12 protein-coding genes are annotated in these 14359 nt (G+C 73.0%); 10 read left to right on the forward strand and 2 right to left on the reverse strand.

The genetic code is table 11. The annotated features are described in order from the left end of the window. The first annotated feature begins 21 nt into the window (after window positions 1-21). The 5 genes from DFJ68_RS00560 (at window position 22) to DFJ68_RS00580 (ending at window position 6904) form a co-directional block, all read left to right on the forward strand. Window positions 22-1320, forward strand: coding sequence for an ABC transporter substrate-binding protein (locus DFJ68_RS00560; RefSeq protein ID WP_121030142.1), 1299 nt, complete (start codon window positions 22-24; stop codon window positions 1318-1320). A gap of 83 nt (window positions 1321-1403) precedes the next feature. After that, window positions 1404-2558, forward strand: coding sequence for an ADP-ribosylglycohydrolase family protein (locus DFJ68_RS00565; protein WP_211333237.1), 1155 nt, complete (start codon window positions 1404-1406; stop codon window positions 2556-2558). A gap of 11 nt (window positions 2559-2569) precedes the next feature. Then, a complete protein-coding gene (locus DFJ68_RS00570) occupies window positions 2570-3988 on the forward strand; it encodes an ADP-ribosylglycohydrolase family protein (RefSeq protein WP_245963362.1) in 1419 nt (472 codons plus the stop codon). Further along, window positions 3985-4905, forward strand: a complete 921-nt coding sequence (locus DFJ68_RS00575; RefSeq protein WP_121030148.1) for a ribokinase — start codon at window positions 3985-3987, stop codon at window positions 4903-4905. Before DFJ68_RS00570 ends, DFJ68_RS00575 begins: the two co-directional genes overlap by 4 nt. Continuing rightward, complete coding sequence (locus DFJ68_RS00580; protein ID WP_121030150.1) at window positions 4898-6904, forward strand: SUMF1/EgtB/PvdO family nonheme iron enzyme; 2007 nt, start codon at window positions 4898-4900, stop codon at window positions 6902-6904. Before DFJ68_RS00575 ends, DFJ68_RS00580 begins: the two co-directional genes overlap by 8 nt. Window positions 6905-6934: 30 nt before the next feature. On the opposite strand, the gene DFJ68_RS00585 is transcribed toward DFJ68_RS00580, so the two are convergent. Continuing rightward, window positions 6935-7456: a hypothetical protein gene (locus DFJ68_RS00585; RefSeq protein ID WP_121030152.1), complete on the reverse strand. Its 522-nt coding sequence runs from the start codon at window positions 7454-7456 to the stop codon at window positions 6935-6937. A gap of 94 nt (window positions 7457-7550) precedes the next feature. Between DFJ68_RS00585 and DFJ68_RS00590 the strand changes: the two genes are divergently transcribed. Together DFJ68_RS00590 and DFJ68_RS00595 are read left to right on the forward strand one after the other, a co-directional pair. Continuing rightward, window positions 7551-8987: a GuaB1 family IMP dehydrogenase-related protein gene (locus tag DFJ68_RS00590; RefSeq protein WP_121030154.1), complete on the forward strand. Its 1437-nt coding sequence runs from the start codon at window positions 7551-7553 to the stop codon at window positions 8985-8987. Between the two features lie 50 nt (window positions 8988-9037). Beyond that, complete coding sequence (locus DFJ68_RS00595; protein ID WP_245963363.1) at window positions 9038-10045, forward strand: LacI family DNA-binding transcriptional regulator; 1008 nt, start codon at window positions 9038-9040, stop codon at window positions 10043-10045. A 108-nt stretch (window positions 10046-10153) separates the two neighbouring features. On the opposite strand, the gene DFJ68_RS00600 is transcribed toward DFJ68_RS00595, so the two are convergent. Continuing rightward, window positions 10154-10954 carry a polysaccharide deacetylase family protein gene (locus DFJ68_RS00600; protein WP_121030159.1) on the reverse strand — a complete coding sequence of 267 codons (801 nt, stop codon included), beginning with the start codon at window positions 10952-10954 and terminating at the stop codon, window positions 10154-10156. A 105-nt stretch (window positions 10955-11059) separates the two neighbouring features. Here DFJ68_RS00600 and DFJ68_RS00605 point away from each other — a divergent pair, with 105 nt between their 5' ends. The 3 genes from DFJ68_RS00605 to DFJ68_RS00615 are packed head-to-tail and all read left to right on the forward strand — an operon-like array spanning window position 11060 to window position 14323. Further along, window positions 11060-12361: an ABC transporter substrate-binding protein gene (locus DFJ68_RS00605; protein ID WP_121030161.1), complete on the forward strand. Its 1302-nt coding sequence runs from the start codon at window positions 11060-11062 to the stop codon at window positions 12359-12361. Window positions 12362-12383: 22 nt separating this feature from the next. Next, window positions 12384-13412 (forward strand): carbohydrate ABC transporter permease, encoded by a 1029-nt coding sequence (locus tag DFJ68_RS00610; RefSeq protein WP_121034938.1) that lies wholly within the window; start codon window positions 12384-12386, stop codon window positions 13410-13412. Beyond that, on the forward strand, window positions 13409-14323 hold the full coding sequence (locus DFJ68_RS00615; RefSeq protein WP_121030163.1) for a carbohydrate ABC transporter permease: 915 nt from the start codon (window positions 13409-13411) through the stop codon (window positions 14321-14323). The genes DFJ68_RS00610 and DFJ68_RS00615 overlap by 4 nt, the downstream gene beginning before the upstream one ends. Window positions 14324-14359: the final 36 nt, after the last annotated feature.

Consider the following 14359-nt stretch of genomic DNA (forward strand, 5'->3'; position numbering starts at 1 on the left):
CATCACGCAAAGGAGCACACCATGGGAACCCGTCGCCTCGCCGTCGGTGCACTGGCCGTCGCGGCCCTCACCCTCGCCGCCTGCAGCCAGGGCTCGGCCACGACCGGGGGAGGAGCGGACGCCGGTGGCACCGGTGGGTCCGTCACCCTGAAGTTCCAGTCGCTGAGCGACCAGCCCGCGGCCATCGCCGCGGTCAAGGACATCGTCGACTCGTGGAACGCCGCCCACCCCGAGACCAAGGTCGAGATCGTGCAGGCCGGCTGGGACGGCGTCTACGACAAGCTCGTGACGCAGTTCAACGGCAACGCCGCGCCCGACGTCATCCACTACGAGGCCGCGAGCATCGTGCCCTTCGCGCGGGACGGCTACCTCGCCGACCTCACGAGCAAGATCCCGGCCGAGCTCAAGAGCGACGTTGACCAGGGCGTCTGGGACTCCGTGACCGTCGACGGCAAGGTCGTCGGGGTGCCGACCGAGCTGCAGACCTACGTCGTCTTCGCCAACAAGAAGCTCATCGAGGCGGCGGGCCAGCAGGTCCCGACCGGCTCGTCGATGACCTACGACCAGTTCGAAGCCCTTGCCAAGGCCACGACGAAGTCTGGCCAGTACGGCGTCTCGTGGGGCCTCAAGAGCCCGACGGCGACGTTCATGAGCCTCGCCCTCGCCTCCGACGGCACGTACTTCGAGGGCACCGGCAAGGACGCCAAGATCACCGTCGGCGAGGGCGAGATGGCCCTGCCCAAGCTCGTCAAGAAGATGGCGTACGACGACAAGAGCATCGACCCGGTCTCGTTGACCCAGAGCGGTTCGCAGGCCCTCGCCTCGTTCTACGCGGGCAAGGCGGCCATGACCGTGCAGGGCTCCTACCAGGCCGCGAACATGGCGAAGGACGCGCCGGCCGGCGTCGACTGGGTCGAGCTGCCCCCGCTGGCAGGCTCGGCCGGCACGAAGCAGGCGGCCAACCCGCAGACCCTGTCGGTCAACGCCGACTCGGCCAACGTCGACCGCGCCGCCGAGTTCGCCACGTACTTCGCCGACGCCGAGAACATGGCCACCCTCAACGAGGCCGACGCGCTCATCCCCGCCTCGAACAAGGCGCGCGCCACCATCCTCAGCAAGACCGGTGGCAAGGACGGCTGGGCCATGACGATGGAGTCGGCGAAGGGTCTGACCGGCGCCCCCTTCCTCACGGTCGACGCGTACACGCAGTGGAAGGACACCATCGCCACGCCGAACTACCAGAAGTACCTGGCGAACCAGATCGACGACGCGGGCCTGCAGCAGGCCCTGACCGACGGCTTCGCCCAGGTCAACCGCTGAGTCCAATGCCGGTCACGGGCGTGGGTGCGCCCGTGACCGGCCCGCGTGACGACGACACGAACGAGAGAACGAGGAAGCAGACAGTGAGCGACTTGAGACAGCGCATCATCGGCGTCGTGACGGGCGCCGCGGTGGGCGATGCGCTGGGCGGGGCGACGGAGGGCTGGACGCCGGAGCAGATCCAGGAGCGGCACGGCGGTCGGGTCACCGGCATCGTGCCGCCGTGGTACCCCAACTGGGACACTGCGCGCCCAATCGCGCCGTACCACAAGGGCGACGGGCACATCACCGACGACACCCTGATGACCCGCGCGCTCATCGACACCTACGCCAGCCGGGGCGCGCACCTCGACGCCTACGCCGTGGCCGAGGACTTCGTGCCGCGACTCATCGGCGAGCCGACGTGGGTGCCCGAGCTCGAGCGCGAGGCCATCCTGCTGCAGCGCATCTTCCTCGCCGAGAAGTGGCTCGTCGCCCGCATCCACTACGGCCACGTCGACCCCCGCGAGGCCGGGGTCGGCAACATCGTCAACTGCGGAGCGGCGATGTACATGGCGCCCGTCGGCGTCGCCAACGCCGGTGACCCCGAGGCGGCCTACGCCGAGGCGATCGACGTCGCCGCCCCGCACCAGTCGAGCTACGGCCGCGAGGCGGCCGGTGTCTTCGCCGCCGCGGTGGCGGCCTCCCTCGCCCCCGGGGCCACGACGGCATCCGTGCTCGACGCCGCGACGCACGTCGCGCACGACGGCACCCGTGCCGCGGTCGAGGCGGTCGTGGATGCCGGTCGCACCCACCGCGCGGACGAGCCCGACGCGCTCGAGGCCGCGCTGCGCGCCGCCGTCGAGCCGTTCGACACCGTCGGGCCCACCTACCGCCAGCCCGCCCCCGACGCGCGACGCCCCTCTCGCACCAAGGCGATCGAGGAGCTGCCGGTGGCCCTCGGCCTCGTGGCGGCACACGACGCCAACTTCACCGCGTCGGTGCTCGGGGCGGTCAACTACGGCCGCGACTCCGACTCGATCGCGACCATGGCCGGTGCCGTCTGCGGCGGCCTCGGTGGCGCGTCTGTCGTGCCGCAGGAGTGGCTGCGCACCGTCGAGACGAACAGCCGCATCGACGTGACGGCGGCCGGCGAGCTCATGGCCGACGTCGCCGTGAAGGTGCTCGAGGCCGACCGCGCCCGGCTGCTCGAGCGGCTCGGTGCCCTGGGGTCGCTGCTCGACGGGGCCACCGCGTGAGGCTGACGTGGGTGCAGCCGGAGGACCTCCTGCTGCACGGCCTCGTCCAGGCGCGCGCGGAGGGCGCTGACGTCGACGACCTCGAGCGGCGGTGGCAGGACGCCGGCGGTGGGCTCGAGGTCCCCGTCAGCGGGGCCGCCGAGACCCCGGCACCCCCGGCGCTGAGAGCGCTCGCGACCGAGCTGCTCGACGTGATCGACGAACGGACCCCCGCCTGCCACCTCGACCCGACCGCCGCGGTGGCGCGCGCCCGTGGCGCCGCGACCGCCCTCCCGTCGGCGGGCCCGACCGACGAGCTGGCCGACCGGCTGCACGGCGCGTGGCTCGGGCGGGCCGCCGGCTGCCTGCTCGGCAAGCCGGTCGAGAAGATCCCGCGCCGGGGCATCGAGGCCATCCTGCGCGACACCGGCCGGTGGCCGCTCGACGACTGGTTCACCGCCCGCGGCCTCAGCGACGAGGTGGCCCGGGCCTGGCCGTGGAACCGGCGCAGCGCCCCCACCAGCCTGGCCGAGAACATCGACGGAATGCCCGAGGACGACGACCTCAACTTCGCCGTCCTCGCCCTGCGGCTGCTGCAGCAGGCGCGCCGCGACGGCCGTGCGCTGCAGACCGACGACGTGGCCAAGGCGTGGCTCGACAACCTCCCGGCCGGACGCGTCTTCACCGCCGAGCGGGTGGCCTACCGCAACCTGCTCGAAGGGGTGAAGCCCGACCGGGCGGCGCTGGTGCGCAACCCGTTCCGTGAGTGGATCGGCGCCCTCATCCGGGCCGACGTGCACGGCTGGGCCCACCCCGGCGACCTCGCGGCGGCCGTCGCGTCGGCCGCCGTCGACGCCCGTCTCAGCCACACCGGAGCCGGTGCCGAGGGCGAGCTGTGGGCGGCCGCGCTGGCCTCGGCCGCACTCGTCGTCGACGACGTCGCCGAGGCGGTGCGCACCGCCCGACTCGTCCTCGACCCGGACGGTCCGCTGGCCAGGGCGGTCGACCTCGGTAGCGAGGTGGGCGCCTCCGACCTCGACGACGCGCAGGCCCTCGACCGCCTCCACGAGACGTACGGCCACCACCACTGGGTGCACGTGCTGCCCAACGCCGCCACCATCGCGTTCGCGCTCGTGCGCGGTCGTGGCGACCTCGGCCGCACCGCCGCCCTCGCGGTGACCGCGGGCTGGGACACCGACTCCGTCGGCGCGACCGTCGGCGGGGTGGTCGGGGCCGTCGTCGGGGCCGAGGCGCTGCCCGAGCGATGGGTCACCCCGCTGCACGACCGGCTGGCCACGAGCCTCCCGGGGCCGAACGATCTGTCGTTGCACTACCTCGCCGCCCAGACCCTGGGCCTGGCCACCCGCGGCCGCGACGACGCTGGCGAGGCCGACGAGAGGGTGGCGGACGTCGAGGGCGCAGGGCGGGCCCGGGCGGGGGTCGGCGCATGAGCGGCACGGTCGTCGTCGTCGGCAGCATCAACGTCGACGTCTCAGTCACCGTCGAGGCGCTGCCGCGCCCCGGGGAGACGCTCATGGCCGGCTCCGTCCGCCGCAGCGGCGGCGGCAAGGGGGCCAACCAGGCCGTGGCCGCCGCCCGTGCCGGCGGGGCTTGCACCCTCATGGTCGGCTGCGTCGGCGACGACGGTGACGGCGCCGACATGCGCAGGTCGCTGACGGCATCCGGCGTCGACGTGCGCGCGGTGACGACGTCACTCGACGAGCCCACCGGCACCGCCCTCATCACCGTCGACGCCGCGGCCGAGAACACCATCGTCGTCGCGGCCGGGGCCAACGGCGTGGTGCGCCTGGACGACGTCGCGCGCGAGGCCCTGGCCGGGGCCGACGTCGTGCTCGCCCAGCTCGAGATCCCGCAGACGGTCGTGCTCGAGGCCGCGCGGGCCCGGCGCGAGGGGGCACTGCTGCTGCTCAACGCCGCCCCGTGGGCGCCGCTGCTACCCGAGCTGCTCGCCGAGGTCGACGTGCTCGTCGTCAACGAGCACGAGGCCCGCGGGCTCACGGGCCACGACGACGTCGACGAGGCTGTCGAGACGCTGCTGGCCGACGTGCCCGCGGTGCTCGTCACGCTCGGCGCCGCCGGTTCGCGTCTGCAGCGACGGGGTGAGGATGCCGTCACGGTCACCACCCCCCGGGTCACGGCGGTCGACACGACCGGCGCGGGCGACACCTTCTGCGGTGTGCTCGGGGCGGCCCTGGCCGCAGGTGAGCCGGAACGCGTTGCGCTGCAACGGGCCTCGGCGGCGGCATCCATCGCCGTCGAACGGCGGGGCGCTCAGGACGCCGTCCCGACCGCAGACGAGACCACGCGCCGTCACGACGACACCTACGGAGGCCCCACCGGTGGATGAGGCCCTCGACCCCCTCGTGCCCCGACCGCTCGACCGACCCCGCGCCGTCCCGCTCGACGACAGCGCCGACCTGTCGACGCTCGACACGGGCAAGATCCTGGCGGCCCCCGACGACCCCGCCGACTGGCCGGCGTGGCGCGACACGCTGGGGCGCTGGCGGGAGGAGGCCCGCGGCCGGCTCGGGCACGACGGCTCCCTCTACGAGCGCGCCGACCTCGCCTGGGCGCGCCGCTGCTTCGTCGTCTCGCAGGTGTGGCTCTGGGACGAGCTGCTGTACGACTGGGACACCCACACCTTCACGCCCGAGCGGCTGCTCGCCGACGCGCGCGAGCGCTTCGGTGGCTTCGACGGCGTCGTGCTGTGGCACGCCTACCCGGCGATCGGCATCGACGACCGTAACCAGTGGGACTTCTACCGCGACGTCGACGGGCTGCGTGACCTCGTCGACACGCTCCACGCGGCGGGTGTACGGGTCTTCGTCGACTACAACCCGTGGGACGTCGGCACCCGTCGCAGCGGCCCCGACGCCGACGAGCTCGCCTCTCTCGTGGCCGACCTCGGCGTCGACGGCGTCTTCCTCGACACCCTGAAGGAGGGTGGGGGAGCCCTGCTCGACACCCTCGCCGCGGCGCGCGCCGGCGTCGCCGTCGAGGGCGAGTCGACCCTGCCCCTCGCGCGGCTCGTCGACCACCCGCTCTCGTGGGCCCAGTGGTTCGCCGACTCCCCGGTGCCCGGGGTGGTGCGCTCGCGCTGGTACGAGCGCCGCCACCTGCTGCACCATGTGCGCCGCTGGAACCGCAGCCACGTCGACGAGCTGCAGTCGGCCTGGCTCAACGGCATCGGCGTCATGGTCTGGGAGGTCGTGTTCGGGGTCTGGGTCGGGTGGTCGGACCACGACGCCGCCCTCCTGCGCCGCGCCTCCCTCGTGCAGCGACGACTGGCCGACGTCCTCGTCGACGGCCAGTGGACGCCCTTGCCCGACCTCGGTGTCGCGGCGGCCACCGCCGGCGTGTTCGGCGGCGTGTTCGCCGACCACAGCGGGGTGTTCACACCCCTGGTCAACCGCAGCGACGAGGATGCCGTCGTCATCGTCCCGGGTCGCGCGGGCCTGGTCTCGCGCGACGTCTGGAGCGGCCGGCCCCTCGGCGAGGGCGACGTCGAGGTGCGGGTGCCCGCCCGCGGTGTGGGCGGGGTGTGGCAGACCGCCCCCGGTGCCGACGTCGAGTGGCTGCGTCGAGCTGACGACGACGACCCCGACGCGCACTCGTCGGCCGCCTTCCGCCACCGGCTGGCCGAGCGGGTCGCGCCGCCGACGGTCGTGGCGCTCGGTGACGGCCGGCGACCGGACGTCGACCACGTCGTCGTCGGGCCCGGCCGCCGCGTGCTGACGGTGCGGTACCGCTGCCGCGAGACCGGCCTCTACGACGGGGCGCCCTTCGTCGACGAGTGGAAGCCGCTGCCACCCCGCCTGCACGACCTGCGCACCGTCGACCGGGTCGTCGACGTCCCCGAGACGCTGGCCGTCGCGAGCCTCGAGGTGAGCGAGCGCGAGTTCGCCGCCTTCGTCGAGGCGACGGGCCACCGCCCGGCCGTGCCCGGTGGACCCGCCCCCGCGTGGGTCGGCCGCGGTGTCGAGGAGGCGAGCGACCGGCATCCGGTGACGCAGGTCGACCTCGGTGACGCGCGCGCCTACGCGGCGTGGGTGGGCGGACGGCTGCCCACGGAGGACGAGTGGCAGGTCGCCGGCGAGGAGCGCGGACTGGGTCGTCTCGAGCCGCAGGTGTGGAACCTCACCGAGAGCGAGCACTCCGACGGCCGCAGCCGGTTCGTCATGCTCAAGGGCGGCTCGGCGCACCGCGCGACCGGCTCGGACTGGTACGTCGACGGTGGCGTGCGCGGGCCCGACTTCACGGCCAAGTACCTCGTGCCCGGCGGCGGGTCGGGCCGGTCGACGAGCGTCGGCTTCCGTGTCGCCTGGGTGCTCGACCGCGAGGGCTGAGCGCCCGGGTGGTCCCGCGGACAGGAGCCGTCAGGCCTGCGGACCCCGCGAACGGACGTCCTCGACGTGGGTCATCGCCTCGCGCAGCTCGGCGAGCCAGTCGTCCTCGTGCCGGCCGACGAGCCGGACGCACCAGGCCAGCGCCTCGGCGCGTGACCGGGCCACGCCGGCATCCACGAGCGTGTCGAGGGTGAGGCGCTCGCGCTGGCGGAGCCGCGTCATCGTCGGGGCGGAGACGTGGGTGAACAGCTCGGTGCGGTCGCCGAGCCGGACCGCCCACGAGACCTTGCGGCCGAAGCGGTGCTCGGCCTCCCGGGCGATGTCGATGCGCGTGTCGCGGGTCTCCTCGCGGAACGCCTTGGTGCGGCCGGCCCGGGCCTCGGCCCGCTCGGCGTCGCCCGCGTCGGCGAGCTCGACGTCGGGCAGGGTGAGTACGACAGTCACCTCCTCGCGGTCGACGGTGACGTCGGGGGCGGCGGTGGCGGTCCAGTCGGCGGGCAGGCGGCCGGTGAACCAGCCGCGGAGCTTGTCGGTGTCCGTGTTCGTAATCATGTAATCAATATTACGCTGCGGTGGTCGTGGAGCGGCGGGTCTTCGCCGTCGGCAGAACGGATGGGCACCCCCCGCGCCCGTAGACTGCTCGCTCGTGCAGTTCCTCAACGGTCTCCAGCCCCAGCTCGACCTCACCTACGACGACGTCTTCATGGTGCCGCGCCGCTCGGACGTGACGAGTCGCCTCGACGTCGACCTCTCGTCGGTCGACGGCACCGGGACGACGATCCCGATCGTCGTCGCGAACATGACGGCCATCGCGGGTCGCCGCATGGCCGAGACCGTGGCCCGCCGGGGCGGCATCACCGTCATCCCGCAGGACATCCCCGTCGAGGTCGTGCGCGACGTCGTGTCGTGGGTCAAGTCGCGCCACCTCGTCTTCGACACGCCGATCACCCTCGACCCGCACATCACCGCAGGGGAGGCGCTGGTCCTGCTCGGCAAGCGCGCCCACGGTGCCGGCGTCGTCGTCGAGGGCAACCGGCCGGTCGGCGTCGTGACGGAGAAGGACCTCACCGGCGTCGACCGCTACACCCAGGTGCACGACGTGATGAACGACGACGTCGTGTCGCTGCCCGACGACCTCGACCCGCGGGCGGCGTTCGCGCGCCTCGAGCAGTCGCGTCGGCGCGTCGCCCCCGTCGTGTCCGCGGACGGCGAGCTCGTCGGCATCCTCACGCGCGGCGCCGCCCTGCGTGCCGGTCTCTACAGCCCGGCGACGGATGCCGGTGGGCACCTTCGCGTCGCCGCCGCGGTCGGCATCAACGGCGACGTCGCCGGCAAGGCCGCCGAGCTGCTCGACACCGGCGTCGACGTGCTCGTCATCGACACGGCCCACGGTCACCAGGCGAAGACGATCGAGGCGCTGCGGGCCGTGCGGGCGCTCAACCCGCAGGTGCCCCTCGTGGCCGGCAACATCGTGTCGGCGGAGGGGACCCGTGAGCTCATCGAGGCCGGCGCCGACATCGTCAAGGTGGGCGTCGGCCCCGGCGCGATGTGCACGACGCGCATGATGACGGCGGTCGGACGGCCGCAGTTCTCAGCCGTGCTCGAATGTGCCGCAGCGGCTGGGGATCTCGGCAAGCACGTCTGGGCCGACGGCGGGGTGCGCCACCCCCGGGACGTCGCGCTCGCCCTCGCCGCCGGCGCCTCGAACGTCATGATCGGCTCGTGGTTCGCCGGCACCCTCGAGTCGCCCGGTGACCTCTACACCGACAACGACGGCCGGCAGTACAAGGAGTCGTTCGGCATGGCCAGCTCGCGTGCGGTCCGCAACCGCACGGCATCCGACACCGCGTACGACCGGGCCCGCAAGGCGCTCTTCGAGGAGGGCATCAGCTCGGCGCGCATGTACGTCGACCCGGCCCGGCCCTCGGTCGAGGACGTCATCGACCAGATCGTCGCCGGCGTGCGCAGCAGCTGCACCTACGCCGGGGCGCGCACGCTCGAGGAGTTCCACGAGCGCGCCGTCGTCGGGCTGCAGAGCACCGCCGGCTTCGCCGAGGGACGCCCGCTGCACACCTCCTGGTGACCGTGTCGCGGCGGAACGGCCCGCCGCGGCGCGGTCGGTAGGCTGCGCTCGTGCAACCAGGAGGCCGGGTCAGGATGGAGGACGTCGCGCGAGCGGCGGGTGTCTCCGTGGCCACGGTGTCCAAGGTCGTCAACAGCCGGTACGGCGTCTCGCGGGCGACGTTCGACAAGGTGACCGGCGTCATCGACGAGCTCGGCTACGCCACCTCGCTCGGCGCGCAGAGCCTGCGCAGCCACACGACGAACGTCATCGGGGTGCTCGTCGCGGAGTTCGAGCCCTTCAGCAGCGAGCTGCTCAAGGGGGTCTCCGACGCCATCGGCCCGACGGGCTACGACCTGCTCGCGTTCTCGGGCGGCCATCGGGGCGGTGAGGTGGGGTGGGAGCGGCGCTCGCTCTCCCGCCTCGGCGGCACCCTGCTCGACGGGGCCATCATCGTCACCCCGACCGTCGTCGGCGCCCAGAACGGCATCCCGGTCGTGGCCGTCGACCCGCACACCGGCCCGTCCGGCGTCCCGACCGTCGACGCCGACAACTTCGCCGGGGGCGTGCTCGCCACCGAGCACCTGCTCGCCCTCGGCCACCGGCGCATCGCCCTGCTCGGCGGTCGCTCCGACCTCGAGTCGGCCCGGCAGCGCGAGCGTGGGTTCCGCCGCGCCATGGCCGAGGCGGGCGTCGAGGTCGACGAGGCGCTCGTGCAGGCCGGCGACTACCGCGCCGAGACCGCCGACGGGCCCGCCCACGAGCTGCTCTCGCTGCCGCAGCCGCCGACGGCCGTGTTCGCCGCCAACGACCTCTCGGCCATCCGCACGATGGAGGTGGCGCGCGAGCTCGGCCTCCGCGTTCCGGAGGACCTGTCGGTGGTGGGGTTCGACAACGTGCCCGAGTCGGCGATGTCGCTGCCGCCGCTGACGACCGTCGACCAGTCGCTCAAGACCATCGGGGCCACGGCCCTCGAGATGCTCGTCGGCCTCCTCGAGGGGCGGGCGCCCGACCCGACCCACGTGTGCCTGCCGGTGTCGCTCGTGCCGCGGGCGTCGACGGCCGCCCCCCGCCGCTGACTCCCGGCGGCCCCCTCGCGCGAACACACCGAGCAGTGTGCAGAACACCGTGTTGCAACACGCGGAGCTGCGCATTGTTCGGTGTGTTCGCCGGGCTCGTCTCCGGGTCTAGGGGTCGCCCACCTGGCCCGGCTGCGGCAGCGTGAAGAGCCGCCCCTCGTCGCGTCGTTCGCCGAGCACCCGGTCGAGCGCGCGGACGGTACCCGTGCGGTCGCCACCACCGTCGTGCACGAGCACCAGACCGCCGGCCTCGGTGACCCTGCGCAGGTTGGCGGTGAGGATGCCGGTGTCCTGGGTGAGCCAGTCGTCGATCGTGCCGCGCACCGGCAGAGGCGTCATCCCCAGCCCGGTCGCCACCGACACGGTCGCACCCCAGCTGCCGTTCGCCGCCCGGAACCACGGCACCGGCACGTGACCACCCACGACCTCGGCCACGGTATCCATGGTGCGCCGCAGGCTGTCACGCACCTCGTGCGGTGTGCGGCCGCCGAGGTCGGAGAAGTCCCACCCGTGGTTGCCGACGACGTGTCCGCGGGCGACGACCTCGCGCAGGACCGCCGCGCCGTCGCGGGTGGCGACGGCCTGGCCCACGACACAGAAGACGGCCGGCACCTCGTGGCGCGAGAGCACGTCCAGCAGGGCGAGCGTCGTGGCGCCGTTCGGGCCGTCGTCGACCGTGAGCCAGCACGGCCCCCAGGACGGGTCGGGGCCCGGCGCTGAGGCTGCGGTCGCCGGGGTAGGGGAGAACTGTTCGGCATCGATGTAGATAACGTTATCGACAACGATTGACAAAGGCCAGAGGCGGCTGTCACGGTGGGGCCACACCACGACGACGGCGCGTTGGGGCGCCGGGCGCCGCGCGGTCGGACGGGGCGAGAGCAGCCCCGCCGACCGGCATCCACCGCGCATTCCCGACCCCGTCACCACCAGTCACCACCAGTCACTTCGAGTCATCGCGAGACACCAGCCCTCGCACCCGGACACCACCTGTCAACGACGACAAGGAGCACCACCATGAATCGCACCCCCGTGCTGCGGCTGACCGCCGTCGGTCTCGGTCTCAGCCTGCTGGCCGCCTGCGGGTCCGGCGGCACCGACGCCCCCGGCGCGTCAGGCGGCGACGGAGGCGCCCAGACCATCACCTGGTGGCACAACTCGAACACCGGTGAGGGCAAGACCTACTACGACCAGGTGGCCAAGGACTTCGAGAAGAGCCACCCCGGGACGACCGTGCAGGTCAGCGCCATGCAGCACGAGGACATGCTGACCAAGCTCGACGCCGCCTTCCAGAGCGGCGACGCCCCCGACGTCTACATGGAGCGCGGCGGCGGCGAGCTGGCCGACCACGTCGAGGCGGGCCTGACCAAGGACCTCAGCGCCTCGGCAGGCGACGTCATCGGCACGCTCGGCGGCTCCGTCGCCGGCTGGCAGGTCGACGGCAAGACCTACGCCCTGCCGTTCTCGGTCGGCGTCGTCGGCTTCTGGTACAACAAGGCCCTCTTCGAGAAGGCAGGCATCACCGCCGCGCCGACGACGTGGGACGAGTTCTACGCCGCCGTCGACAAGCTCAAGGCCGCCGGTATCGCGCCCGTCTCGGTCGGCGCCGGCGACAAGTGGCCGGCCGCGCACTACTGGTACTACTTCTCGGCGCGCGAGTGCGCGCAGCAGACGCTGACGGATGCCGTCAAGAGCCTGAAGTTCTCGGACCCGTGCTTCGTCAAGGCCGGCGACGACGTGCAGCGCCTCGTCGCGGCCAAGCCCTTCAACGCCGGCTTCCTCTCGACGCCAGCGCAGACCGGCCCGACCAGCGCCTCCGGCCTGCTCGCCACCGGCAAGGTCGCCATGGAGCTGCAGGGTCACTGGGAGCCCGGCGTCATGCAGGGCCTCACCGCCGACGGCAAGGGCCTCGGCGAGAACACCGGCTGGTTCCCCTTCCCCGCGGTCGACGGCGGGGCGGGCGACCCCAAGGCCCAGCTCGGTGGCGGCGACGCCTGGGGCGTCTCCCAGGACGCGCCCGAGGTGGCCGTCGAGTTCGCGAAGTACCTCCTCTCGGACCAGGTGCAGAAGGGCTTCGCCGAGAAGAGCATGGGGCTGCCGACCAACCCGGCCGCCGCGTCGTCGGTCGGCGACCCGGCCCTGGCCGGCCTCCTCAAGGTGCGCGACGAGGCCCCCTACGTGCAGCTCTACTTCGACACCGCCTTCGGGGCCGCCGTCGGCGGCGCTATGAACGACGAGATCGCCCTGATGTTCGCCGGCAAGGCCACCCCGCAGCAGATCGTCGACAAGACGCAGGCGGCCGCCGACGAGAGCAAGTGACGCCGTGACGACGGACGTCGAGGTGCCCGGCCGTGGGACGTCACGGCCGGGCACCGGTCCCGGCGAGAGCCGGACGGGCCGCGATGCCACCGGCACCGGTCGCGGCGCACGAGGCCGCCGGGACCGCGGAGCCCGCAGCGTCGACCCGCGCGTCGGCTCGAGGGGTCGTCAGCGCCTCGAGGTGCTGCTCTTCACCGGGCCCGCCCTCGTGCTCTTCGCGCTCTTCGTCGTCTGGCCGATCGCGAAGGCCCTGCAGTTCTCGGTCTACCGGTGGAAGGGCTTCGGGCCCCTCACCGACTTCGTCGGGCTGCGCAACTACGGGAACGTGCTGCAGAACGAGGTCTTCACCGGCGCCCTCGTGCACAACCTCGTCATCGTCGTGGCCTCCATCGCCATCCAGCTGCCGCTCGGCATCGCCATCGCGCTGCTGCTCAACCGCAAAATGTGGGGGCAGGGACTGCTGCGCACGGTCGTCTTCGTGCCCTACGTGCTCAGCGAGGTCATCACCGGCGTCGTCTGGTTCCAGCTGCTGCAGCCGCAGTACGGCGTCGTCGACACCCTCCTCGCCGCCGTCGGTCTCGACGGCCCGGCCGAGGGCTGGCTCGGCACCCCCGACCGGGCCCTGCTCACCGTCCTCGTCGTGCTGACGTGGAAGTACCTCGGCCTCGCCGTCATCCTCTTCCTCGCCGGCCTGCAGGGCGTGCCCGACGAGCTCTTCGAGGCGGCCGAGATCGACGGGGCCTCGTGGGGCCAGATCCAGCGGCGCATCACCCTGCCTCTGCTCGGGCCGACGCTGCGCACCTGGGCCTTCCTGTCGATGATCGGCTCGTTGCAGCTCTTCGACATGGTGTGGATCCTCACCGGCGGCGGACCGGCCAACTCGACGACGACGATGGCCACCTTCCTCGTCAACGAGGGCACGAAGCGGCAGAACTACGGGGTGGCCGCGGCCGCCTCGGTCGTGCTCTTCGTCGTCGCCCTCGTCCTCGCCCTCACCTACCAGCGGTTCGTGCTGCGGCGCGACCTCGACACCGACGGGGGCCGGCGATGACCGCCACGACCGAACGCCGGGGCGCACCGACCCGCCCACCGGGCCGACCGGCATCCGACACCAGAGGCACGCGCACGGCGTCACGCCGGCGACGCTCGGGGGGCGGCACGCCGCTCGTCTACGCGCTCGCGCTCGTCGTCGTGGCCGTCACCCTCGGACCGGTGGTCTACGGCGTGCTGGGTGGCTTCCGCACCAACGCCCAGCTCGCGGAGTCGCCTGCGGCACTTCCGAACCCGTGGGTCATGAGCAACTACACCGGGGTGCTGACCAACCCCGCGTTCTGGCGCTACGCCCTCAACTCGACGGTCATCGCCCTGCTCACGACGGCCCTCGTCGTCGTGCTCGGCATGATGGCCGCCTACCCGCTGGCGCGCTACCGCTTCAAGGGCCGCGAGCAGCTCTTCCTCGTCTTCGTCATGGGGCTGCTCTTCCCGGTCACCGTCGCGATCATCCCGCTGTTCATCCTGGTCACCCGCGACCTGCATCTCGGCAACACGTGGTGGGGGGTGGCGCTGCCGCAGGCGGCCTTCGCGCTGCCGATGACCGTCGTCATCCTCAGGCCGTTCCTGCAGGCGATCCCCGACGAGCTCGAGGAGGCGGCCCTGCTCGACGGCGCCACCCGCGTCGGCTTCTTCTGGCGGGTGCTCGTCCCGCTCTCCGGGCCGGGGATGGTCACCGTCGGCGTGCTCGCGTTCGTCGGCTCGTGGAACGCCTACCTGCTGCCGCTGCTGCTGCTGCAGGAGAAGACGAAGACCCTGCCCCTCGGGGTGGCCGACTTCTCGTCGCAGTACGCCTCCGACACCGCCGGCGTCTTCGCCTTCACGACGCTGGCCATGGTGCCGGCGCTCGTCTTCTTCCTCGCCATGCAGAAGCGCATCGTGGGCGGGCTGCAGGGCGCGGTCAAGGGATGACCCGCCCGGTCACGCCGCCTGCCGCCGCCTCGCACC

The organism is Terracoccus luteus (assembly GCF_003635045.1).
In the GTDB taxonomy this organism is placed as follows: Bacteria; Actinomycetota; Actinomycetes; order Actinomycetales; family Dermatophilaceae; genus Terracoccus; species Terracoccus luteus.